At 36.1% G+C, this 25,727-nt stretch carries 19 protein-coding genes and 1 pseudogene; 18 read left to right on the top strand and 2 right to left on the bottom strand.

The genetic code is table 11. The annotated features are described in order from the left end of the window. Positions 1 to 60 precede the first annotated feature (60 nt). Both ACG59Z_RS10220 and ACG59Z_RS10215 read right to left on the bottom strand, forming a co-directional pair. Entirely contained in the window at positions 61 to 462 is a 402-nt protein-coding gene (locus tag ACG59Z_RS10220; RefSeq protein ID WP_400199146.1) for a hypothetical protein, read from the bottom strand. Further along, positions 455 to 1,795, bottom strand: a complete 1,341-nt coding sequence (locus ACG59Z_RS10215; protein ID WP_400199145.1) for an MFS transporter — start codon at positions 1,793 to 1,795, stop codon at positions 455 to 457. The genes ACG59Z_RS10220 and ACG59Z_RS10215 overlap by 8 nt, the downstream gene beginning before the upstream one ends. Before the next feature lie 98 nt (positions 1,796 to 1,893). Here ACG59Z_RS10215 and ACG59Z_RS10210 point away from each other — a divergent pair, with 98 nt between their 5' ends. The 18 genes and pseudogenes from ACG59Z_RS10210 to ACG59Z_RS10125 all read left to right on the top strand — a co-directional run bounded on the left by ACG59Z_RS10210 (position 1,894) and on the right by ACG59Z_RS10125 (position 25,551). Further along, positions 1,894 to 2,787, top strand: a complete 894-nt coding sequence (locus ACG59Z_RS10210; protein ID WP_400199144.1) for a LysR family transcriptional regulator — start codon at positions 1,894 to 1,896, stop codon at positions 2,785 to 2,787. 102 nt (positions 2,788 to 2,889) lie between these two features. Continuing rightward, positions 2,890 to 5,520, top strand: coding sequence for a type VI secretion system Vgr family protein (locus ACG59Z_RS10205; protein ID WP_400199142.1), 2,631 nt, complete (start codon positions 2,890 to 2,892; stop codon positions 5,518 to 5,520). Further along, a complete protein-coding gene (locus tag ACG59Z_RS10200; protein WP_311087904.1) occupies positions 5,517 to 6,458 on the top strand; it encodes a hypothetical protein in 942 nt (313 codons plus the stop codon). The genes ACG59Z_RS10205 and ACG59Z_RS10200 overlap by 4 nt, the downstream gene beginning before the upstream one ends. A 4-nt stretch (positions 6,459 to 6,462) precedes the next feature. Further along, positions 6,463 to 9,240: a T6SS effector BTH_I2691 family protein gene (locus ACG59Z_RS10195; protein ID WP_400199139.1), complete on the top strand. Its 2,778-nt coding sequence runs from the start codon at positions 6,463 to 6,465 to the stop codon at positions 9,238 to 9,240. Further along, the gene (locus tag ACG59Z_RS10190) at positions 9,241 to 10,032 is read left to right on the top strand and encodes a putative type VI secretion system effector (RefSeq protein WP_400199138.1); all 792 of its coding nucleotides are present in this window, start codon (positions 9,241 to 9,243) and stop codon (positions 10,030 to 10,032) included. 3 nt (positions 10,033 to 10,035) lie between these two features. Further along, positions 10,036 to 10,807 (top strand): annotated as a pseudogene (locus ACG59Z_RS10185) (putative type VI secretion system effector). An 835-nt stretch (positions 10,808 to 11,642) separates the two neighbouring features. Then, entirely contained in the window at positions 11,643 to 12,332 is a 690-nt protein-coding gene (locus ACG59Z_RS10180) for a hypothetical protein (protein WP_311087901.1), read from the top strand. A 16-nt stretch (positions 12,333 to 12,348) separates the two neighbouring features. Then, positions 12,349 to 12,852: a type VI secretion system contractile sheath small subunit gene (gene tssB, locus ACG59Z_RS10175; RefSeq protein WP_001119042.1), complete on the top strand. Its 504-nt coding sequence runs from the start codon at positions 12,349 to 12,351 to the stop codon at positions 12,850 to 12,852. Further along, positions 12,845 to 14,326, top strand: coding sequence for a type VI secretion system contractile sheath large subunit (gene tssC / locus ACG59Z_RS10170; RefSeq protein WP_233930115.1), 1,482 nt, complete (start codon positions 12,845 to 12,847; stop codon positions 14,324 to 14,326). Before tssB ends, tssC begins: the two co-directional genes overlap by 8 nt. 49 nt (positions 14,327 to 14,375) lie before the next feature. Further along, positions 14,376 to 14,879, top strand: coding sequence for a type VI secretion system tube protein Hcp (locus tag ACG59Z_RS10165; protein WP_000653195.1), 504 nt, complete (start codon positions 14,376 to 14,378; stop codon positions 14,877 to 14,879). 79 nt (positions 14,880 to 14,958) lie between these two features. After that, entirely contained in the window at positions 14,959 to 15,435 is a 477-nt protein-coding gene (gene tssE / locus ACG59Z_RS10160) for a type VI secretion system baseplate subunit TssE (RefSeq protein ID WP_002048404.1), read from the top strand. A gap of 16 nt (positions 15,436 to 15,451) precedes the next feature. Then, positions 15,452 to 17,263 (top strand): type VI secretion system baseplate subunit TssF, encoded by a 1,812-nt coding sequence (gene tssF / locus ACG59Z_RS10155; protein WP_174743892.1) that lies wholly within the window; start codon positions 15,452 to 15,454, stop codon positions 17,261 to 17,263. Next, positions 17,227 to 18,225 carry a type VI secretion system baseplate subunit TssG gene (tssG, locus tag ACG59Z_RS10150; protein ID WP_400199131.1) on the top strand — a complete coding sequence of 333 codons (999 nt, stop codon included), beginning with the start codon at positions 17,227 to 17,229 and terminating at the stop codon, positions 18,223 to 18,225. Before tssF ends, tssG begins: the two co-directional genes overlap by 37 nt. Further along, a complete protein-coding gene (locus ACG59Z_RS10145; RefSeq protein ID WP_400199130.1) occupies positions 18,222 to 19,634 on the top strand; it encodes a hypothetical protein in 1,413 nt (470 codons plus the stop codon). The genes tssG and ACG59Z_RS10145 overlap by 4 nt, the downstream gene beginning before the upstream one ends. Before the next feature lie 30 nt (positions 19,635 to 19,664). Beyond that, positions 19,665 to 23,504 (top strand): type VI secretion system membrane subunit TssM, encoded by a 3,840-nt coding sequence (gene tssM, locus ACG59Z_RS10140; RefSeq protein ID WP_400199128.1) that lies wholly within the window; start codon positions 19,665 to 19,667, stop codon positions 23,502 to 23,504. Between the two features lie 37 nt (positions 23,505 to 23,541). Then, positions 23,542 to 24,501 (top strand): type VI secretion system-associated protein TagF, encoded by a 960-nt coding sequence (gene tagF / locus ACG59Z_RS10135; protein WP_400199126.1) that lies wholly within the window; start codon positions 23,542 to 23,544, stop codon positions 24,499 to 24,501. Between the two features lie 2 nt (positions 24,502 to 24,503). Next, positions 24,504 to 25,271 carry an OmpA family protein gene (locus tag ACG59Z_RS10130; RefSeq protein ID WP_022574836.1) on the top strand — a complete coding sequence of 256 codons (768 nt, stop codon included), beginning with the start codon at positions 24,504 to 24,506 and terminating at the stop codon, positions 25,269 to 25,271. A gap of 16 nt (positions 25,272 to 25,287) precedes the next feature. Next, a complete protein-coding gene (locus ACG59Z_RS10125) occupies positions 25,288 to 25,551 on the top strand; it encodes a PAAR domain-containing protein (RefSeq protein ID WP_002048345.1) in 264 nt (87 codons plus the stop codon). Positions 25,552 to 25,727: the final 176 nt, after the last annotated feature.

Here is a 25,727-nt window from a genome sequence, read left to right as displayed (position 1 = left end):
TTTCATAAAACGTAATATTGTTAAGCAAAATAGGTGCCATCTTTAAGTGCTCTAGATGAGTTAAGAAGATGAGGGAACTAAAGTTTCATGTAAATAAGCCCAATAACATTTTTCGCCGTCTACTTTAATGCAGGCCGTCGAAGTGCGTAATGTTTCGGTTTCATCAGTTTGTTGATGTTCCTGATATTGCACCCAACAATAATTTTCAAATTCGTATAAAGCTGTACTCTTAATAATGTCGATTTTTAAAGAGGGTTTGTTTCCAATATTTTGACTAAATAAGCTTTTAACTTCGGCGAAACCAATGCTGTGACCCTGAACCGTAACCATCTTAAAATTCTGATCAAAACTATCTAAAAGTGGGTTAAGACTTTGCTCTGCATTTTTGCCTGTAAATACATTTTCTATTAAAACATGTAGGTCAATAACACTTTGAATGGCTTGATCCATTTGATTAGACATGGGTTTTCTCCTTTAAAGCGGGAATGAGTGACAGTAAGCAGAGTAAAGCTGCAATTAAAAAAGTATGTTGATAGCGAAGCAGGTCGCTTGAGCCAGACATCAAGTTATATATCGAAATGAGAACAACAGTACCGACACTAAATGAAACTTGTCGATTAATATTCCAGAGCACACTTCCTTGTAATAAATCTTGGCCTGAAAAATCAATAAGTGAACTAATTTGGGCGATATTGGCACTTAGACCGCCACCCATACCCATCAATAAATAAGCAACAACTAAAAAGCTGATTGGACTAGTGTTTGAAATACAAAACAAAAGAAATATGCCAAGGCTATGTAGGGTTATTCCAATAATAAGAAGATACTTTTTTCCTAACCGTTGATAGAGCAGGCCGCCACTAATCATGGCTGCGAGCGCCCCAGTTGCATAGAGCAACATGAATAAACCAGTTTGTTTTGCATTAAAGCCGAAGTTAAGTTGTAAATTAAAAATATTAAGTAAATTTACGCCTGTAAAAATACCCGGAACGGCGTAATAGACAATAAATGCATTGCATAAATTTTTATTTTTTAATAACTGAAGATTAAGAACAGGATGGGAAATTTTTTTTGCATGTCGAATGTAAAAAATAAGCATTCCGACTGAAATTAGAAAACTCGTTAGAGCGAATGAGGCGTTATGGTAATCACTATAAAATGAAAAGGAGAGTAATAAAGATAATAGACTTATATTAAAAATAACCAAGCCTTTTATGTCTGGTTTTTCACTCGATACATTCTCTGTTTTTTTAACCCATAACCATGCCAGAGCTGAGGCAAGTAAAGAAAAAGGAAGGTTAGATAAGAATACCCATCGCCAGCTAAATGAATCAATAATTACGCCACCAATGGCAGGTGAAAAAGCTGGTGCAATCAAAGCAATTGCCATAATCATGGTAGAAATGCGTTGGCGTTCTTGGTTCGGGAAGAATGCATATACGAGTGCTTGCCCGACTGGAATTAATAAACCTCCAGCTACACCTTGAATAAATCGCCAAAAAATTAAACTATAAATCGATTCGCTAAAGCCAATAAAGCAAATGCTTATCGAGAATAACAACATTGAATAACATAATAACTTTTGGTTCCCCAGTTTGGTGGCTAACCATAAACTCATGGGCATAATTAAAATGAGGCCGAGAATATAAGCATTTGTTACCCAAGCGACCATGGATTGGCTAACTGAAAATGACGATGCAATATTAGGCAATGCAATTGCAGACATAAAAATGTTGATGCAATCAATAAAGAACCCAAGTAAAAACACTGTCGCTATTTTATATCGATAAGACATACCTACCTCCGTGCAGGCAGGGTAAGATCCAGCTCTTTTATTGTCGATACAAGCGAAGTAAAATCATTGTTTGATAATTTTAAACAATTGGCTTAATTGTGCAAAAAAACCTCAAGCAAATTACCAGTTTTTTACAAGTCGTTGATTCCGGTTCTTTTACCAAGGCTGCTGAAATTTTAGGCTTAAGCCGATCAATGGTGAGTATTGATATAAAACAATTAGAAAAGCAGCTCAATACAAGCTTGTTAATTCGCAACACCCGTAATATTGCATTAACTGAAATCGGTCAGCATTTTTATGAGGATTTTAAACAAATCCAACTTCAGATTGATGAGGCATTTGAACGAAGCCAACACTTAGGTACAAGTATTACAGGCACTTTACGGTTTTCATCTACCAATGAATTTGGTCAGCGTTTTATTTTGCCTTTACTTCCTGAGTTTTGTCAGCTTTATCCACATTTACGCTTACAGTATTCGTTTAATTCATCTCTCGATGATTTAGTCACTGAAAAATTAGATCTGGTTGTTCGCTTAGGAAATTTAAAAAACTCATCTCTAAAAACTCGAAAAATTGGGGAATATCCAATTTATCTTGTGGCTACTCCGCAGTTTATAAAAGATCATCCTATAGAAAATATATCTGATTTAGCGAATGTTCCTTGGATAGGCCACACTTTATTAAATTGGCAAGATTCACAATATATTTTGCAAAACAGTTTAGGGGAGCAATATTCATTACCTTTTATTCGAAGTCAGTATGAATCAAACTCGGTAACAGCTATTCATCAAATGGCTCTTTCATCGTTAGGTGTGGCAATTTGTCCTGCATGGTTAGTTGATGAAGATATTCAAAACAATCGCCTAATTCGGTTATTTCCAGATTTTTCGTTACCGTTACAAAGTATTCAATTACTTTATCCTCACGCCTCTAGTTTGCCTGCCAAAACACGTGCCTTGATAGAATTTTTGGTGGCTCGTTTTACCTTTTGATAAAATAAAAGTTATGTAAATGATGCGATTTAAAGCCATATAAATAGACAATTCTGTCTATTTTTTATAAGATAACGCTGATTATGACCCAGTTTTATAATAATGATGTCCCATAAAATATTTCAAATTTTAGATAGTTTAGGTTTGGTTGCACAGAATCGCGTACTTCATGTGCAATTTTCCAACCCATCATTAAATCAGCAAGTCTTCTTGCAACGCATTGAGGGCGAACATACTCTTAATCAGGGTAGCGTTGCTGAATTACTGTGCCTGTCTACAAATGCGCATATTGCATTAAAACAATTTATTGGCTGTCAGGTTGCCATTGATCTGGTCACTGACATGGGCCAATTTTTTAGAACGACAGGTATTATTACCGAAGCGAGCCAAGGTCAAAGTGACGGCTCACTCACCATTTATAATTTAACTTTAAAAGACCCAACTGCACTCTGGCATAAACGCCGCAATAGCCGCGTGTTTATGAATAAAAGCGTGTGCGATATTAGCGAAATTTTGTTTAAAGAATGGCAAGGCAAAAGTCCGTTATTTGCTTCAAGCTTAACCCTTGATACATCTGGCTTAACCAAAGACTACGATGTGCGTCCATTTGTGATGCAGTCAAACGAAAGCGATTATGACTTTTTAACTCGCCTGTGGCGTAGCGAAGGCATTAACTGGTTAGTGGATGAGTCACAGCTTTTGGTCGCTGATCCGAATGCTTCTATTCAGCCACAAGTGTTACGTTTAATTGACGATAACCAAAATTATCAGGCGCTTGAGCGACGTAGTTTGCGTTACCAGCGCAGCAGTGCCACAGAACAGTTCGATACTATTACTCAAGTTAAAGCTGAGCGCCGCTTACAACCGACTTCGGTACATGTGCAACGCTGGCAAGCCGATGCCCTACAACAAGAAGAAGGTAGTGGTAGCGTACAAGGTAAGCAGCAGCACAGCGAACACTATGATAATGCGAGCCTAAATCTTGAAGATGCATGGCATGTTAGCCCCGCTTGGATGCAGGACTTAAAAGGCGAAGACCAAGCCACAGCTTCTGGTAATAGCCAGATTGAACAGTTAAACCAACACATTAATGCTTACCATCACCTGAGTTCTAAGCAGTTTACGGTTTCGGGTAACGTCCGTGATGCACAGGTGGGTTACTGGTTTGAGCTGAATGACCACCCTGAACTCGACCAACATGACAGCGCTGACAAAGAATTTTTAATCTTAAGCAAGCACTACTACAACCAGAATAATTTACCGAAAGAATTACAACAGCAACTTGAGCGACTATTACCAAAAGACAAGCTCAAGGCAGCTCAACTCGACACGCAAAATCCTGAGCAGCGCCACTATGCTGAGCTGAATGTCGTTCGACGTAATATTAAAGCGGTGCCTGAATATAACCCACTAGAACACCGTCCAGATGCTCACCCGCAGCGCGCTAGAGTGGTGGGGTTAGAGGGTGAAAGCATTCATGTTGACCAGTGGGGACGTATTAAAGTCCGTTTCCTATTTACCCGAACTGACGACCATACTCATGACGGTGGAGCGGGAAGTAACGACAATGACACCGACTCCGCTTGGGTCGATGTGCTGACCCCATGGGCAGGTGCCGGTTATGGCGCGCGCTTCTTACCTCGCGTAGGCGAGATCGTAGTGATCGATTTCTTTGACGGTAACATTGATCGCCCATTTGTGGTGGGGCGTATTCATGAAGCTGAGCGCCACCCAACCCAGTTCGACCAGAAAGGTCAGCTACCTGACACCAAAAAGCTCAGTGGCATTCGTTCAGAAGAAGTTGATGGCAAAGGCTTTAACCAACTCCGTTTTGATGACACCACAGGGCAAATCAGTGCCCAGCTACAAAGTAGTCATGCGGCCAGCCAATTAAACCTCGGTAACTTAAGCCATCCAAAAGACAAGGCGGAAAGTGATGGCCGTGGTGAAGGTTTTGAACTTAGAACAGATCAATGGGGAGCGGTAAGAGCGGGTAGTGGCTTACTCGTTAGCACTCATAAACAAGACCAAGCTCAAGGCGTACACCTAGATGCAAATGAGGCCAAACAACAAATAGAAGGCGGTCTTAGCAATGCCAAGGCACTCAGTGAAGTGGCTAAAAATCAACAAACTGACCCGTTAGATATGCTTGAGAATATTCAGACTTTCTTAGAGGTTCTCAAACAAGAAGATCCTAAAAAGGCTGCTGAGTTTCAATCAGCAGTGATGCTGCTGGCATCTCCAAAAAGTATTGCTGTAAGTAGTAATGAAGATATACACCTTAGTACAAATGGACAGCTCACTCAAAGTGCTGGAGATAGCATTAATATGACTACGCAAAAGAATATAGTAAGTCATGCGAGTCAAAAAATAAGTCTATTTGCCGCCCAAGAAGGTGCTCGGCTTTTCGCTAGCCAAGGCAAAGTCGAAATTCAGGCCCAAGGTGATGCTTTGGATGTGATTGCTCGAAAAGGTGTACAGATTACTTCAACCGAAGACACAGTTTATATTACTAGCCCAACTGAGATTAATCTGACAGCAAATGGATCTCAAGTAAAACTGAATAGCTCGGGTATTTTCCCTGTCACAGGTGGTAAGCTTGAGGTGAAGGCTGGGCAGCACTTGTTTATGGGAGGCTCATCAATAAATCCACCTGCATTAGATTTACCAGACTGTTCGGCTAAACAGACTCAAGCTGCTCAAAATGGTTCAGCTAAGGTAGATTTATCATGAGCTTACCTGTTTTCAATACAATCCAATACGATGATTATTCGAAAGATATTACTTCTAAAATTGAAGAACAGTGCATCCAAATTCTGAACAAATATGGTCAGATTATTTTTTTATTAGATACTACACTGAATGATTCTATTTTTAACGGTGTAATAGATAATCTATCAAACAAAAATATTGCATATATTCCTTTAGCGCATAAAAAAGAAATTGCAAAGTCAAATCTCTTTTTTATTTGTATTGATGATAAAAAAGTATTTGAGCAGGTCAAAGAGGACTTATTGCAAAATCTATCGAGAAATAAAAATATTACGAATGATTGCTATTTTGTTCATGGGTTTGGCGTGGCGAAGACACGCTCACTTGAGGAATTGCGAGATCAGATAAAAACTAAATTAGTGATTTCTGATCAAGGTAAAAAAATTCTTTTCCGTTGGTATGATCCTAGAGTCATGATCTACTTGGATGAGATTTTTAAAACAGAATATATAGATGGCTTATTGGATGGCTTTAAAGAATGGCATTTTTTACACCCAAAAGGTCTATTTAGTTTTAAGACTTATGATGAATCTCGATCAATCTTGAATCTAACAAAAGTGAACCTTGAGCAATCTATAGATTTAGATTTAATTGAAATTGCTAATAATGTATTTCAACAATTAAATGAATTTGAACAAGTTGATCTAATAAAAATTCATCCAGTTGAAATCCATCAAAATCTTAAAGAGGCTTACTATGATTATGGTCTTCAAAATTATTTAGATTTAGTCACATACGGCCTTTACAGCCAAATTATACATAAAAATTTTATAAAGCATCCTGTGGTAACCAATGTGCTCTACGACCATTGTGTAATGAATAAAATGTCTTTTACAGACGCTATGGATTATGTATCGAAAGACTTATATGAACAGATAGCTAAAGAGTTGAATGGATAAAAAGATGACAGCAAATCAAAAAATGATATTGGGTAAGTCAAAAACGAATAATTCATTTAATGAAATTATTGCTCAGCAAAAACAGAAGCAGGGTCAAATTCCTGTTATGGGAAAAACAGCAACAGTGGGTGATATGCGTAACCCAGCAGTTGCTAAAAATATTAATAAGAAGATTGAAGAAAGTGAAATTGCAAAGTCGGCAAAACAGTCAACTGCTGCAAATATGCAAAATAGTAGTGCGGGACAAACACAGAAAGAGTGTTCAAACTTTTGCCGTAAAAAAGGCTTTAATATTTTACCTTTACGATACACTGTTGTTAAAGATAATCCACCTGCTTTACCTGCAACATTAGGGAAAAATGTCAAAGATATTCAGTTAAGCCATCTCAAATATGCGGTTGAGATGATTGATACTGGTTATATCTATCGCTTAGTAAAAAGAACATCTGGAGCTTTGGAGTGGGCTGGGTATAAAGTTACTCCAAATGGACATTTGTCTTATTTTCCTGTAGGTAAAGAAGCTCCTAAAAGTGTTCCAGAGTTCGCATGTAAAGGAGCAGGTCATAGTTTTAATTCATCTGTGATAGCTGTAGAAAGTAATCCTAAAGATGAGGCGAAGATTGCATATATTATTCATACGCATGTGCCTATGAGTAAAGCCAAAATATCCGAATATGAAAAAAATGCTGATAAGTTTGTAACAGAAGGAAAATGGCAGAAAATTTTAATTAATGGTGGAAGTGCACAAGAACATTGTATTGCTGCAAGCCAATTTAAAACTACGGTTTATAATCTAAACAGTTTTGGTAAAAACCGTATCGATGCGACATTAAATAAATTCAAAAATGAGCCTAAATCGCTTGCCTGTATGGCATTGTATGATCCTGTAGGAATTACAAGAAAATTAAATACATTGCGCAATTCAGAATTTAAAAAAGTAATGGATTTTTTAGCAAAAAAAGAAGGGGATTTTACAAACGAGCATCGTTTACATAGTTCTCAATGTATTGATAGTATTAAAATTTGCTTAGAAAATAGATTGTTAAATGAACGTAGCCAATTGAGTAGTCAGGTAACCAAAAGTCAAGTATTAATGGGTTTGTGGGATGAACTACCAAAGAACTTAACGGATGCTGATGATATTAATTATGAGTTAGAAAAAATATATAAAAGAAAATCAAAAGCAGAACAAGAAAGGCTATTAAAGAAAGCTCAAGAGAAGCAAACGGCAAATAGAGGTATTTATACTGAAGATATGGGGAAATTAAGTAGGAGGGACGGAGAACAGATTTGGATTCAAAAATATAAGCCAAATTTAGATATGGTGGCTAAATCAAATTTTGATAAAAAAATTAACGCATTAATTCAAGAATGTTTAGCTGGAGCAAGAGCTATAGGAGATGATCATATTAAATGGTTATTGTCTAAGGCTGTAATCAATGCTCTTCATGCTTATGATGATCAAGTGCAAGTTCCATATGGAAATATTTTTTATGTTCATGCGATGGATATGATTAATGGTATGAGTGGGGTGCCAAGTGGACAGGCATTGCTTGAAACTTGGTTAGGGGTGGAAAAAATTGCCAAAGAAAATATTTACATGAGGGCAATTTGTTATAACCAAGAAAGTTTAAAAAATAAATATAATGCAGCGGCACCAAGTATTATCGATATTTCTTGGGATGATGGACAAAATGCTGCAAAGACGGTTATTGCTGCATTTGTTGCGGCGGATAAAGCTTGGCAAGAATGGGCGGCAGATAAAACCAATAACGGTTATATGTTACATGGGCAAAAATTTAGCTTGTTAAAAACTTTTTACTGGATGTCTGAACTGACCCAAAGTGCAGTGAAATGGAGTATGAAATATACGCCAGGTTCAGAATTTGCAAAAAAACTTGGACGCTTAACGTTTTATACCTTTGCCCATAGTGGGGCATTGGTTGAGCATGTTGCAAAGAACTCTCTGTATTATCTTATTCCAGTTCAAACTTTAACGGGTCGGATTAAGTTGACACCTGAAATGGTGCAGAACAACTGGAAAAAGTATTCTTCATCCGCAACCAACCCAAGTAAAGCAGCCAAACAAATTGATCGGATAATTGCAAATAGTTCACCAAGTGCAGGTTTACGTATATCTGGTGTGGTTGCAATATTTGAGCTGATTAACTTTGGAACACAGGTTTCTAAATTTAATAATGATCCATCTGTAGATAATGCTCTTTCATATATGTCAGGCATGATGGCAACAACAGCTGCTATTTTAGAAGTGGGTAGTAGTTCAATGGAAAAGTTTTCTTTTGCAGAGCGCGCCGCGTATATTGCTAAGTGTGGGGCATATTTCGCGATCATGGGTGCTACATTTTCTTTAATAATTGATGGTAAAAGTGCCTATAAGTCGTGGAATGAAAGTAATCCATATGCAAAAGCACTTAATACTGCCAAAACAATTAACTCTTTTGCGACTTTAGTTGTGGGAGTTAGTGCTTTCTTGAATCTTCCACTCATGAAAAACACATCACTGTATTATAATGTTGAAAAATATGTAATTGGCCGCGCATTATTAGGTATTAGGGCGATAGAAGCTGCTGCAACCCTAAGTATATTGGGGATAGCACTTGTCGCCTTAGAGATTTATTTAAAGAATTATGTCTTAGATAATGCAATGCAAGATTGGTGTCAAAAATGTGCATTCAAGCTAAAAAAGGAAAATGGTGAAGATGCTTTTAAAGATGTGAAAGAAGAAGAAAAAGAGTTTAATAATGCTGTGGTGAGTGTCTAAATGGAAAATTTAAAGTTAAATCTTAAGTTGGTTAAAGGTCAAATACATTCTTTAGAAAAAGCAAAGTCTAAAATTCCCGTAAATCAGAACATTGGTGGAATTGCAGCTGGGACTGCTTTTGCAGGTGTGCTAGCTGAAAGTAGTTCGTTACTTACCAGTGCTCCTATACTAGTAATGGCAGGTAAGGCTAAAGATGGCATCACCTTTACGGGAGAAATAGAAGAACATTCTTTACTGGGGCAATTTACGACGGTTCGTTTTAAAGAAAATGATGAACTGATTGCTGTAATTAATGATAGCCCTGTGGATGGACGCTACCAAGTTTATGCAATAGTCGATCCCCAATCAGGTCTGTTGTATATGATTTATCAAATGGGGCGATCGGTAAAAAAAGGCTATAAAGCTATTATTATGCAAACCTATTATTTTACTATTATTTGTGGAGGTGGGGTGTCAATAATGTTCTTGCTTTTCTATATTTTTGATTTCAATTACTCTTGGGATTCTTTTTTCTCTTTATTATCTTGGATCTTTATAAGCTTACTAATGTGCATAGGAATGATGGCTTTTGTGAATTACTTTGGTTATCGTAAAAGTTATGAAAATTTTGGAATATTATCAGAGCAAATATTTGAAAAATTGGGTTTTGAAAATCCTAAAGAGCAAGATTTTTACAATGATTTTTTAACTGATGATGGTGTTCAGATTAGTGTAATGAAGTATCGAAAAAATTTAAAAGGTAATGACCCTTACCCTCAAGATTATTTTAGTAAGAATACAACAAGTGAATAAGTAGTGGAACTTAAATTAATTCAGGGTCCAATCTACTCTCTAGAAAAAGCCAAATCTAAAATACCGGTAAATCAGAACGTGGGTGGCATTGCAGCAGGTACCGCTTTTGCAGGTGTACTTGCTGGAAGCAGCTCCTTACTTACAAGCTCACCTATTTTATTAATGGCTGGAAAAGCAAAAGATGGTATAACTTTTATAGGTGAAATAGATAAGTATCCATTAGTAGGGCAATTTACGACAGCACGTTTTGAAGAAAATGATGAACTGATTGCTGTAATTAATGATAGCCCTGTGGATGGACGCTACCAAGTTTATGCAATAGTCGATCCCAAATCTGGTCTGTTGTATATGATTTATGAGATGGGCCGTTCAATAAAAATGGGTTATAAAGCCATTTTTATGCAAACTTACTATTTTACATTGTTGTCATGGGGTTTTCTCTTAATTTTTATTTTATTTTATTTTTAATTTTTCCTATTCTCTGAATACGGTTTTATATTTTCTAGAAGTTGTGGGTATTTCTTTATTTGTTACTGTAGCAATTTCTGGTTTTGTTAATTATTTTGGTTATAGGAAGTCGTATGAAAATTTGGGGGCAATATCGGAGCAAATATTTGAAAAGCTAGGATTTGAATATCCCAAAGAACAAGATTTCTATAATGATTTTTTAACTGATGAAGGTGTCCAGATTAGTGTAATGAAGTATCGAAAAAATTTAAAAGGTAATGACCCTTACCCTCAAGATTATTTTAGTAAGAATACAACAAGCGAATAAGTAGTGGAACATAAATTAAACCTTAAGTTAGTTAAAGGTCTAATACATTCTTTAGAAAAAGCTAAGTCTAAAATTCCCGTAAATCAGAGTATTGATGGAATTGCGGCTGGAACTGCTTTTACAGGTGTACTTGCAGAGAGTAGTTCGTTGCTTACCAATGATTCTAATTTGTCAATATCGTTTAAAAAAATTAAAGATAACTGGATAATTTTTAATAGAAACTCTAATCTATGAAAAAACATACGAAAGTATAAGAAGTTACCTAGAAGGCAGTTCGTTATCACATTTTGATACTAAGATTAGAGAAGATACATAAGTATCTTCTTTTATAAATATTAATTTTAGACGTGCTCAATTTTTTTATCAAAATAAAATAAATAGACAGATTAGTCTTGACAACTTTATTTGTTTTATGTAGTGAGTTAAATTTCGTAAAATTAGCTGGATTGTTACTAACCAGATAGAAGTAAATTTTAATTAATATATGATTAAATATTCTTAAGAAATTGTTTCAAAAACTAAAAATTCTTATATTTGAAATAAAATTTTAATAATTTTAAATAAGTTAAAAAACGATATTTATTAATAACTTATTTTTAATTACAAAAAATAACATTATTATTTTTTTGTTAGAAAAACTTTATTAAGCTATATTTTATAAGCATCTAAACTATTTACTTTTAGTTTAGTTTGATATGAATTTTATATAAAATATGTTTAATTATATGATAAACTGCGTTCAAATTTTTTGAATATAAGGTTTAAGCCTGATTTTTTGATATTTATAAAATGTTAATTTTTCAGTAAAACCTTGATTAAATAAGAAGATAGAGGAATGAAAGTTGTGTTAAAGCAAAGTGTTTTGATACTTTTTTTAATTGGTAACTGTGTTGGTTTATCTTGTGCACAAGCTGCAGAATTAGAACCTATAAAACTAAAGAAAAGCTGTATTAAGAAAAACCCTATAATTGAAGGTCAAACTGATCCTGAGTTATTAAGTCTTTTTAAACAAGTATGCGATACAGATAATTCTACTCAAAAGAATGATTTATTAGCTAAAGCAGCGATGCGGTTTTATCAGACTAACCAACCAGTTAAAGCATTAAATTTAGCTAGTCAATTACAGAGCCAAAACGTTCGTGGTTCATTATTAACAGATGTATTGTTTTTATCTGGCGTAAGCATTGCAAATAGCTCTTTGCAACAAATGCGTGGTCAGGAAATGCGATATTTAACGAATGACGTAACATATCCTCCTGCAAAGCAATTAATTGAAAATATTCATACAGCAATGCCTGCACCTGATCCATCGAATTTCAAAGCGAGCTCGGAAGGTGGTTCGGCTGATAATGAAAAAAGAAGTTATAGAAAACAAAATGTAGTACGTAATCGAGTCTCTACTCCTCGAACGACAACTAAACATACAGTAACTCCAGTAAAAACACCTGCGGTTAAACCAAAAGCAGCGCCTGTTGCGAGTGTTAGTAAATCAAAAAGTTCGCCTTTTGACCCTTTAACTAAATAATCTGGGATAGAACCTTATGGCTAAAAGAGAAAGCGTACAAAAGAAGCTTCAACGAATTCGACCTCCTCGTGTTCAGCTTACTTACGATGTTGAAATTGGTGATGCAAAAGAAGCAAAAGAACTCCCGTTTGTTGTTGGTGTAATGGGTGACTTTTCTGCAGCATCTGAGCTTGAACGTACAAAGTTAAAAGATAAAAAATTTATTAATGTAGATTTAGATAATATCGATGAAGTAATGGAGTCGTTGTCTCCAAGAGCTGCTTTTCAGGTAGATAATACGCTAACTGAAGAGGGTGGGAAGATGGCTGTTGATTTAACATTTAAGTCAATGGAAGATTTCCGTCCAGAAAATGTCGTTCAACAAGTTGATCCATTAAAGAAACTCGTTGAAGCACGTGAACGTTTAACTGATTTAAGAAACAAAATTTCTAACAGTGAACGTTTAGAAGATTTGCTTGATGAAGTTCTTAAAAATACTGATCAGATCCGTAAATTAAGTGCGGAGGCTGACCATGAATAATACTCAATCAGCAGCGATGCCACTTGTTGAAAATGAAGAAGTTAATCTTTTAGATTCAATTGTTGAGCAAAGTCGCATTGCACGAAATGACGAAGAACATTCCCGTGCTAAAAGTTTAATTGGTGAGCTTGCTAAAGAAGTAATGGCTGGAACCATTACTGTTTCTGAAAATATGACTTTATCAATTGATAAGCGTATTGCAGAAATTGATGCGCTAATTTCAAGCCAGTTAAGCCAGATTATGCACAATGAGCAATTTCAAAAAATTGAATCAACGTGGCGTGGCCTTTATTACTTCTGCCAAGAAACACCTTCAAATCCGCTCATTAAAATTCGTATGTTAAATACGACAAAGAAAGAGTTGGTAAAAGATTTTCAGGGTGCTACAGACTTCGATCAAAGCACTTTATTTAAGAAAATTTATGAAGAAGAGTACGGTTCTTTTGGTGGCGCACCATACTCAGCATTAATTGGTGATTTTGAGTTTGACCGTACACCATCTGACATGTATTTGCTTGAACAAATTTCTCATGTTGCAGCAGCAGCGCATGCGCCATTTGTTTCAGCAGCTAGCCCAAGCATTTTAGGCCTTGAGTCATTTACAGATATTGATCGTCCTAGAGATGTTTCAAAAATCTTTGAAACGGCTGAATATGTACAATGGCGTTCATTCCGTGATAGTGAAGATTCACGTTATGTTGCATTGACGTTGCCGCATGTTTTAGGTCGTCTCCCATATCATCCAAAAGAAGGTACTGCGACAGAAGGCTTTAATTTTATTGAAGATGTTTCTGGTGAAAACCACAATGAATATTTGTGGATGAACGCAGCTTATGCTTTTGGTACTCGTTTAACAAATGCATTTGATATGCATGGTTGGTGTGCCGCTATTCGTGGTGTTGAAGGTGGTGGTTTGGTCGAAGGTTTGCCAGTCCATACATTTAAAACACAAGATGGTGAAGTCGTATTTAAGTGTCCAACTGAAATCGCAATCACAGATCGTCGTGAGAAAGAGCTAAGCGATCTAGGCTTTATTCCGTTAGTACATTGTAAAAATACAGATTACGCAGCTTTCTTTGGCGCGCAATCAACTCAAAAACCTAAAAAATATGACAACGATACTGCCAATGCAAACTCGGCTTTATCAAGTCAAATTCAGTACATCATGGCTGTTTCACGTATTGCACATTACTTAAAAGCAATGATGCGAGATAAAGTGGGTAGTTTTGCTTCTGCTGGTAATGTTGAAGCATTTTTAAACGAGTGGTTGTCACAGTATGTATTACTTGATGACGGTGCTTCTCAAGAAGCAAAAGCTCAATATCCATTACGTGAAGCGTCTGTAAAAGTTGTAGAAGATCCTGCTCAACCAGGTCACTACAAATCTGTGGTTTTCTTGCGACCACATTTCCAGCTGGATGAGTTGTCGGTTTCTTTACGACTTGTCACTGAGTTACCTCAGTCCTCAAATTAATCAAGGTCAGCTAAAGAATAACTTTAAATTAAAAATAGGAAAGTTCTAAATGAAAGATATATACGTTGAGTTTCGCGGTAAATACAAAGTTGATGGAGAATCTCGTGATTCTGAGCACAAAGGTTGGTTAGAAGTTAACTCTTGGTCTCATAACATTCGTCAACCTAAATCTGCTACTTCAAGTAGCGTAGGTGGCCATACTGCTGAACGTGTTGAACATTCTGACATGGTTTTCGTGAAAGACTTAGATGCTACTAGCCCGAAACTATGGGAAGCATGTTCAGCTGGTTATACATTTGATGAAGTACAAATCGACTTTTATCGTGCAAATGGCGATAAACGTATCAAGTACTTACAAATCAAATTGAAGCACGTTCTAGTTTCTAGCGTGACTCCAACTGTTAACGAAGAAGGCGTTCCTACAGAAGCATTTGGCTTGAAATATGCTGCTGTTGAGTGGACTTATAACCAACAAGATATTAACGGTACTGCTAAAGGTGCTGTTACTAAGAAATGGTCACTTTCTAATAATACAGCTTCTTACGCGGCGTAATTATTTAAGTGAATATTTGGTGGAGGCTGACACAAAGTTAGCCTCTGCTGTCTCTAAATATGCTTTGTTGTGAACTCGAATGAACTTAGATCGGCTTTATCCATACGGATTTCGTTCAACTTTATTTGATCGCTTAATTCCAGAAAGTGAAGATTATGCAAAAGGTCTTTCTATTCAGCAATTAAGAGAATCTGTAGCAAAGGATTTAGAAGACTTGCTCAATAGTCGGGTAGCAAAGTTAGATCATGTGGTTGATGACTATCCGCTTGTAAAAAAATCGATACTTCAGTTTGGGATTATTGATTTTGTAGGGCTTTCTACAGCCAATCCTCTGGATCGGGATAAAATTTGTCAATCAATTGAGCAATCAATAGCAGCTCATGAACCTCGGCTAAGACAAATACGGGTAGAGATGTTGTTAGATGGACATAATATGGGCGCATTATGTTTAAGTATTCAGGCTTATCTAAATATTCACCCTCTATATGAACCTGTTGTATTTGATGCATTGTTAAAACCAACAACGCAGCAGTATGTAATTTCAGCGAGAACTTAAGCGTAGTGGGTGTGTTGTGATAGAAGAGCTTTTACCGTTTTATGAAAAACAATTACAAGAATTTGGTCAGCAATCTCGAGAATTTGCCCAAAAATATCCAAAAATTGCTCAGCGCTTATCTTTAAATCAAGAGCAAATTGATGACCCGCATATTGAACGTCTGATTCAGGCTTTTTCGCTGATTGCCGCTCGAATCGATAAAAAACTTACAGACAGTTATGATGTTTTTACTCGTTCTTTATTTGAGGTGATGTTTCCTCAATACTTGCGTCATTTTCCTGCTTGTTCAGTTGTTAGCTTTGAAGATATTAATAAAATTAAACAGCTTACAGAACCTCATCTTGTACCTGATCATACGGTTTTGAAATCTCGTAGTTTCAAAGGGGTACAGTGTGAGTTTAATACAACTCAAGATGTTAAATTATTACCTATTCATTTAAGTGGTTTAGATTTTAAAACTACACCTAGTGCACATATGCACTTAAACCAAAATGCAACGTTGAGCCTTAAATTTGAAATTTTTAATAGTGCTCATGCATGCTTAATTCATGAGAAGCTTCCTATTTATTTAGATGCTATCTCTAATTTTCCTTTACAAGTACTTGATAGTATTTTCAAAAAAGGGACCAGTTTTGCGGTTAAACATGGTCAAACGATTGTAGAGTTGGGTAAGAATCCATTCGAGTTAATAGGTTTTTCTGAACAAGAAAGTTTATTACCTCTCGATCAACATACGCATCATGCTTATCGTTTGTTGATGGAATATTTTTGTTTCCCAGAAAAGTTTAGCTATCTTAAACTCGATTTAGATTTTTTAAAGGCTATACCTCAGCAAGTATCCGAATTTGAGCTTTTAATTCATTTTAAATTAAATTTAAATGATCAAGCCGTTGTTAGAAACTATTCTGAATTAAATATTGCAAACTTTAAATTGTTTACTACACCAGTAATCAACTTATTTGAAAAATATGCGGAACCTCAAAAAATAGTTCATAAGCAACTCGAATATCCACTCGTTACAGACGCTCATCATCCTGAATTTTATCAAGTATATTCAATACTTGAGATGAATATGGTACGTGAAAAAACAAATCAGGAAGAAAGCTATGTTCCTGTTTTACCGTTTTTTGCGATGAGCCATTATCACAATGATACAGCTCGCTTTTTTTATTCAGTGAATTATCAAAAGTTACAGTCTAATTTTGTTGAAATGGGCTATTCCATTATTTCTAAAAATCTAAATCCATTTTCAACACGCTCAGATTTTATTAGCACCAAATTATTATGTTCAAACCGTGACTTGCCTCATGAAGCACTGGGTCAGTCTAATAACGTATTAAATTTAAATGACAGTAGCTTGGCGAGACGTGCCATTGTTTTAAAGCGACCAACAAAGCCTTATAAGTTTGAACAAGGCCAAAGTGAGCAATGGCGTGTGATTTCGCATCTTTCATTAAATAGCTTAGCGCTTATGAAAGGGGATGCTGTTTCTCATGTTAAAGAGCTGCTGGCTTTATATAACTTACCGCAGTCAAAAGAAAATTATTTAATTATTGAATCAATTAAAAAATTAGAATTTTCACTTACTCATAAACTTGTAGATGGCAAACCATTTCCAATGTTTGTGAGAGGGGTAAAAGCTGAATTACAAATTGATTCATCAGTGTTTAGAGGGCATAGCTTATATATTTTTAGTCAACTATTAAGTCGTGTTTTTAATTTAAAGGTTCAAATTAATAGTTTTGTTGATTTGGTGGTTAAGGATTATTCATCTCAGCAGGAGTTATACCAATGCAGTCAGAACGTTGGTGGCAAGACTCTTCTATAACGGCTGAGTTATTTCAACGCCCTAAATCTTTTGAATTTATTCAAGCAACACGCTTATTGCGTCATAGCCCAGCTAATGATGCTTTTTCGTCGTGGACTGATCATTTTAAGTTTGAGACCTCATTTAACTTAAACTTTCCGGCTACTGAAATTGAAAGTTTAGAATTAGTAGATGAGCGTATTCATTTAACAAACTTGATCGTTGGTCTTACCGGTATACAAGGTGCGTTACCTTATGCCTATACAAATAAAATTAAGCAGGCTCCACGGCAGCAACGAGCTGAAACTAAAGAGTTTCTGAGTTTATTTAATCACAAGTTAACGAGTCAGTATGTCGAGTCAAGTATTACTTATCACTTGCCTGTGCGATATGAAATAGAAAATAAAAATGATTATCTGGATATTCTACATGCTTTAAATGGTTATGTTCGATCACAACATCAACAACAAGATTTAGATGAATATTTTGCCGAATTTTCAGGCTTAATGCAGGGGCAGAATAATACCGTTCATGCTTTGAAGACTATGTTGAGTTGTATATTTAAGCATGAAATTACGATTAAAGAATTCATACAAGAATCATTTAAGTTGGCAAGTGATCAGTTAACAACTTTGGGCGGAAGCCAGCCTAGCTTACTTGGTATAAATACGTTTTGTGGAGAAACGATTCAACAAATTGATGGAAAAATTGAGATTCAGATTGGTCCGCTTAAGCGTCAGCAATATTTAAAGTTTTTACCTCATCAAGAGCTTAGTTTAAAGCTCAAAAAAATTGTAGAAACATGGTGCAGTCCGACTCTATCAATCGATTTAAGATTGATACTGGATGAGTCGGAAATACAACCTGTTCGCCTAACTCAAAGTCAAGAAAGTGGCTTAGGGCAAGGTGCTTTTTTAATGTCTCGCAAGCCTAGCACACATAGTCATGAAACATGTTATAGCCTTATTGGAGAGCAAATATGATTAAAAAAATATTACTCTCATTCATCGCTATTTTTACAATTGTTAGTGGATTGATTATTTTCTACTGGCGTGATGTTCAATATAACCCTGATAAAGGGGATTTTTTCCTTTATTTTCTTTTGTTACCGGCAATCATTACACTGGCGATTTTATCGCCTTGGCTGATTTATAGCGCTTATAAAAGCTATAAAGAAAAGAAAGAGAAAGCTGCAAATCAAAGTCAAGATGATGATATCCAGAAATCAACAGCTACACCTGATCAGCCTTTAGAACAGCTAGATTTTCATATTTACTCTGCTTTCGCTATACATGCGTTAGGTGAGAATGAAACGATTATTGAAGAAATACAAGATTTCAAAAGCCCAGAACTTGATGATCAGTTGTTAAATTCTTATGGATTGCCTCTTCTATCTTATCGAATTAAAGATTTAGCTGAGTCGAGTGAAGAGGATTTTCAATACGCAGCTTCACCAAGACAAGTTCGGATCATGTCTTTAATAAGACAGCAATTAGAACAAAACATAGAGAATTTGTATCACTTGGCTGAACATTTAAAGCGTTCAATTTTATTTTATGAATCTCATCAGATCCGTGAATATCACATGCATCCTGCATGGGTTGATCCAAATTCTGAATATGAAGATACAGAAACACCTGTAGTTGAAGTACATCGTTTAAATCGACTGAATTTACACATTCTTCTTCCAGAGGATTTATTGCATATATGGAATGATGAGCAAAGTAATGATTTGATTTTAGAATTCTTTACTGAAATTGGCATTATTTCCCAAAAAATTCATATCGAATATCACTTTTTGGGTGAGCGTGTAGCTTATCAAGAATTTATTCATTTATTAAAGCGTATTCAAAAGAAAGAGCATGAAGTTTTTCTCGTGCTTGCTGTTGATTCAGAAATAGATCAAGACCTGATTGATGAAAAGTCTTGGATGGTTAAGGACTATATTCCAGCGGAGTTCGCGGCAAGCTGCCTTATTGCAGATCCCTCTTTAAAAATTGAAGAACTTGAACCCGCTAAAAATTTAAAAATTGTGATTGGTCAAGAAAAAACAGCAAAAGTTCTTAATACGCTGAACTTAAATGAATTACCGCAGTACGCAGGGGAAGAGCCATATGTACTTATTCTTTCAGACCAGACAGATATAAAAGCAGCGAAGCATTTGCAGCAGCAATTTACACAAACTTCTGTTGAACCACATCACTTTATTTATGTGAAATCTTCATTGGGGCATACCCAGCATTTAGTTGATATTTATGGCTTTATGCTCAGTATGCATTTTCCTGAACATATCGTTCCTTTTGTCTTTGGAGAAAATACGGTGTCAGCACATTCCTTTGTGCAGAGTGTCACTGAAAATTCAGAAGATGATGCGATGGTGTTGAATAGCTAATTTAAACTTTGAACTTAGAACGAGAATAGAATGCATACAATTTTAGGCTACTTGTGGCAGTACATCACGAATCCTAAAGCAATTATCGCCTTGTCATTGTTCGTGGCATTGATGTCTTCCTATACTTCAATTCCTCGCCATATATTTTGGGCTTTAGCATCTGCATATGCTTTAGGGCTCATTGTTTATGGAATTTATTGGCTAATTCAGCGCAAGAAGCATGCGGTTCAAGGTGAAGAGCTTGCTGAAGCGATTGAAAAAGATACTCAAGCAGAGTACGGCAAAAATAAAGATAAAGAAGAACTGCAACTTATCAGCCAACAAATGAAAGAATCTATTCAATTGATTCGTAAGTCAAAATTAGGCGATAAGAAGGGTAATGCAGCACTATATGAATTGCCGTGGTATATGGTTATTGGTAACCCAGCCGCTGGTAAAAGTTCTGCGATCTATAATTCTGGTTTAAAGTTCCCTTTTGAAGAAACCCATCAAAAAATGGTTTCGGCCGGTTTAAGTGGTACCCGTAATTGTGACTGGTTCTTTTCTACAGAGGGTATTTTATTAGATACGGCTGGTCGTTATTCGGTATATAGCGAAGATCATTCAGAGTGGTTAGGTTTTTTAAATATATTAAAGAAGAACCGTTCTAAAGCTCCGGTAAATGGCTTAATTCTTATTGTAAGTATTGCTGAGCTGGTGAGCCAAAGCCCTGAACATTCATTGAAGCTCGCTAAAAATTTACGTGCTCGTATTCAAGATTTAACTGAACGTTTAGAAGTTGTAGTACCTGTTTATTTAGTCTTTTCAAAAATGGATTTGATTGCGGGTTTTACCGAGTTTTTCGAATTCTATGAAGTACAAGAATATAATCAGGCATGGGGTGCAACATTACCATATGAGCAAAACTCTTCTCATAATGCGGTAGATCTTTTTGAGAAACATTACACTATTCTTTATGACGGCTTAAAAGGGGTAAGTTCGACTCACCTTAGTCGTCGACATTCTCAAAATATCTCACCGAGTGTGATGACTTTTCCATTAGAATTTAAAACATTAAAACCTGCACTCAAAAGTTTTATTGCTACACTATTTGAAGACAATCCTTACCAGTTCCAGCCAGTTTTCCGTGGTTTCTATTTCACAAGTGCCTTGCAAGAAGGTGTAATAGAAAGTCCAATGACTGAGCAAATTGCACAAGAATTTCAGCTTTCTCAAATTGCACAAAATGAAGTAAGAGATCAATTAAAAACAACACCTAACCATGGTTATTTCTTAAAAGGCCTATTTTCAGAAGTCATTTTAAAAGATAAAGATTTAGTTAAACAGCATGTTAATACAAGCAGAAAACGTCAACGCTACATTGCATTTATCGGTGCTTTAGCGGGTGTTTCAATTATTCTGGGTGTATGGGTTTGGTCGTATCGCAATAACCAACAGCTTATTTCTGAAGTTCAAGCTGATTTAAATAAAGTTGTTCAGTTAGAGAAGGGTTCAAGCCAACAATTATCAACTCAATTGGAAGCCCTACTGATTTTACAAAGACGTCTACAGCAATTAGACGAGTTTGATGAAAATAGACCTCTAAAATTTAGTTTTGGTTTATATCAAGGCAATGAGTTACGTGAAAAATTAAAAGCTGAATATTTAAAAGGCGTTAAACAAATTGTTTTAACACCTACTCAGCAAAATATTGCTCAGTATTTGCAACGTGTGAAAAATAACGAAGCGACTTTAAAAGCAAATCATACCAACGTTGAGATTAAGCAAACTGCTCAAACTCAGCAATATTTAGAGCCGTCAGATACCAATCCACAAGATGCTTATAATGCGTTAAAAGCATATTTAATGATGAGTAATCCACAATATATGGATGCAAGTCACTTAAGCGATCAGGTAACGCGTTTCTGGCGTTCTTGGCTGGATGCCAATAAAGGGCAAATGCCACGTGCAGATATGATTCAGGAAGCTGAACAGATTTTGTCGTATGCAATGACATTAGCAAATGACAAGCAGTTCCCAATTTTGGATGCTGACTCTCAATTAGTTGATCAGACACGTCAAGTATTGCTCTCTGTGATTAGAGGTATGCCAGCACGTGACCGCGTTTATAACGAAATTAAAATGCGTGCAGCTGTTCGCTTCCCAGCTTTGACAGTAAGTCAAATTGTTGGTGAGGCGAATAAAAATGTTGTATTGGGCAGTTATGCATTACCAGGGGTATTTACTCAGAAAGCTTGGAATGACTATGTAGAAAAAGCCATTGAGGAAGCAGCAGATAAGCCTACAGATAGTAAAGACTGGGTGCTTAATAGTCGTCAATCTGATGACTTAACTTTCTCGGGTAGCCCAGAGCAAATTAGAAAGCAGCTCACAGCACTTTATAAGCAAGAATATATTGCGGAATGGAGAAAATTCTTAAGTGGTATTCACTATGCAAAAGCAAATCAATTTGCTCAGCAAGTCAAAAATATTGATGTATTAGGTGAGCCACAAAATTCGCCAATTCGTATCCTTATTGAACGTGTAGCTATTGAAACAAATTGGGACAATCCAGTTGTTCAAGCAGAGTTAGCTGCTCCTCAAAAAGGATTTGTTGCTTGGTTTAAACGTAAAGTCCTAAACCGTGATGATAAACAATTAGCAAACCAAGCAGCTACTAATGCTCAAGGTGCTATTTCTCAAGAATATCAAATGTTCTATCAGTTGGTTCGTAAGCGTGATGATCAACAAGGTAAATCTTTACTTGATGAATATATGACGAATCTTGCTTTAGTACGTAGTAAGTTTAATGAACTTAAAAATGCGGGTGAGGTTGGACCAAGTGCAATGACATTGGTTAAGCAAACCTTAAATGAGCAGACATCGGTATTTAATCAGACTCAAAAAATTGTAGATGAAAAAATGGCGGTTGGTTTCAGTGAAATTGATCAGCAACTTTTACAAAAATTAGTGGTGAGTCCTCTTACACAAGCCTTTGAAAGTTTAATTACGCCTACTCAAGATGAAATTAATAAACTTTGGGTTATGCAAGCGTACCAGCCATTTACTACAAATCTTGCTAAGAAATATCCATTTAACTCATCCGCTTCTTTACAAGCAACAAGTAGTGAAATTGGTCAAATTCTTGGTGAAAACGGTAGCATTTCCCGTTTTGTTAAAGAGAGCTTAGACCCATTTGTTATTCGTCGTGGCTATACCTTAACTTCAAAAACATGGAAAGATTTGGGTATTAGTTTAAACCCGCAATTTGTGATGAATTTCCAGCGCTATGTTGCACCTACAAATGGTATGGCAACTGGGGAATTAAATAGTCAAGCACCAGCGGCTCCAGCAACGAATCAGTCTAACTTCCAGTTCTACCCAATTCAAAACCCGCAATTGCTTTCATATACCGTTGATATTGATGGTCAGCGTATGACTTATGAAAATGGTGTACAGCAATGGGTTAACTTTATTTGGCCAAATCAAGGCAGTATTCCTGGTGCACGTATTACGGCTGTAGATTTACAAGGTCAAACACATACGATTTTTGATGAACCAGGTGAATATGGTATTAACCGCTTAATTGATAGTGCACAGCGTAAAGAGCAGAACGGTGGTTTCGAAATGCTTTGGCGCAGTAAGACAGATCCATCATTGTTTGTGAAAATGAACTTCCGTCTTATTAGTAGTAACTCAGGCAGTATTGGTTCAAGTCGCGGTTACTCTGGTATGCAATTGGTTGACAAAGTTACTGCTGATAAAGCTGCCCGTGTTGTATCGGCGCAGCAAGCACCAGCTCAGGCAGCTGCTCCTGCGAAACCTGCAAATCCAGTTGCTGCATTAACACAACCTGCTGCAACTCAACCAGCTGCGGGAGTTAAGCCATGACAGGGAAAATAACCTCAACATTAAAGGAGGAGGTCTAATGCATATATTAAAAACAACTCCTCTGTATTATGGGAAAAGTCCGGCACGCGGTGATTTCTTAAAAACAAAGGGTCAATATGCCTTAATACAGGTGCTTGACCAGTGGATTACAGAAGCACTGGAATATGCAATGCAATCGACTACGTTCAAAGAGGCATATGGTACGTTGCCTCCATTGGACTTCTTTATTGCAAATCCACAAGAGAATATGTTTTTAGCTGCAAATTTACTGGCGAGCGAAGACAGTTCAGGTCGAGCTTTTCCAATGGTACTCAGTCATTTACTTGAGATTGATTTACCCTACGAAAATTTATTATATGCACCTTATAGTTATAAGCATGTTTTAGTCGATTTATTTCAAAATAATCGTGCTTTAAGAGGTATTAAAGATTCTGACTTATTATTTGGTAAGCTCAATCATTTACCAAATCAAATTCAAGTCTTATCTGAACGTGAATGTATCGGTTTTTATGAAAATCATACAATGCATTCATTTGCTCAATTAATGAAGCTGAGTATTTATGAATTAGCTCAAAGTATGATTGGGCTAGGATTATTACTGCAGCCAATTTTACAAAATGGAACCAGTCGCTTAAATAAAGTGCTGATTTTGCCGATTAACAATCCTGCTTATCGTTATGAAATAGCAGCATTCTGGGTCAGTATCATTTGTCGTTTTTTAAAACAACATAATACTGAAGTCTTGATTGGATTGTTACATCGAGAGCAGCCAGTATTATTCTTTGGTTTTCAGGGTGCGGATATTTTAGCTCTTAGCGATATTTTTACTCAGAATATGGATAGTAAACATTGGGTTTCTTTAATAGAAGCTCAATGGATTGATACTTATTTGGAACAAAATGCTGGTTTAGCTACGCTAGAACAATCTTTATGCCAACGCCAATTAAGTTTAAATCAAGGTTTAAAACTATTTAGACAGACTTTTTTGGGTGAATAACAATGAATCAAAAATATCAAATTAAACTTTCACAATTAATAAAAGGCTGTTTTATTTATGCGATTGCAAATTATGCTTTAGCACAGCCAATTGTTGTTGAAGGTGTCGTGCCAAACGAAGCGAGTAAACAGGCTATTTTAATGAAAATGCAGTCTGTTTATGGTGCAGACCAAGTGGTAGATAAAATACAAGTTCGACCAGTAGCAGCTCCAAATGGCTGGAGTGACTCTGTAACGCGAGTGATTACACCAGACCTTAAAAAAGTTTCTCAGGGTAAGTTAAGCGTTAACGGCACGCGATTTGAACTGACTGGAAAAATGCTAAATCCTACAGAAATACAGCCAACTATTCAGATATTTCAAGGTTTAGTACAGCCACCATATCAATTATTTTCACAGCTTTCTGTAAATCAGGCAGAGCAGAAAGTCATTGATGATGCTTTAAAAAATCGAATTATTGAATTTGAATCTGGTAGTGCCGTGCTCACAGATGCTGGCCAAAAAATTCTAGATGAAATGGCGGTTGCTTTAAATAAAGTTGGCGGTAAAAAAGTCAAAATTGTAGGGCATACCGATAGTTCTGGAGATGCGACTAAAAATTTAAAACTCAGTCAAGACCGTGCATTAGCAGTTAAAAATTATTTGGTGAGTAAGAACATTCCTGCTGATCATTTGTCTGCAGAAGGATTAGGTTCGACTAAACCTGTAGCGGATAATACCTCTCCAGAAGGAAGAAAGAAAAACCGTCGAATTGAGTTCACCGTTTTATAAACATAAGGAGAAGAATATGGCTAGCCCTTATATTACGATTGGTTGCCCAACGACAGGTGGAGGGCAAGTCATTTCTGGTAATAGTGCATTTTTAATAGATGGAATTGCAATTGCATGTGTAGGTGATAAAGCAACTTGTCCGGCGCATAAAACGGTTTCTACTATTGTTTCTGGAGATCCAAATATGCAGGTCATGGGAAAATCAGCAGCAAGAGTAAATGATTCATTATCTTGTGGTTGTAAATTATTACCGAAACAAAGTTTGGTTAATCAAGGATAGCAGAGGATATATCTTTTCACTTAAACTATTAACTTGAAAAGATATATGTACTAATTAAATGTTCTTAATGATATTAGATTTTTTATATAGAGATAAGAAATCGAACAAATCATATTAATGATTATGATGCTAGGTTATTTGTCGGATAAAGCTAAATTTTGGTAATATACGGGCAT

Origin of the sequence: Acinetobacter sp. ABJ_C1_1 (assembly GCF_044684115.1) — a bacterium.
Taxonomy (GTDB): domain Bacteria; phylum Pseudomonadota; class Gammaproteobacteria; order Pseudomonadales; family Moraxellaceae; genus Acinetobacter; species Acinetobacter nosocomialis_A.
Note: the sequence above shows the minus strand (reverse complement) of the source record. Positions and strands in the feature narration are given on the sequence as shown.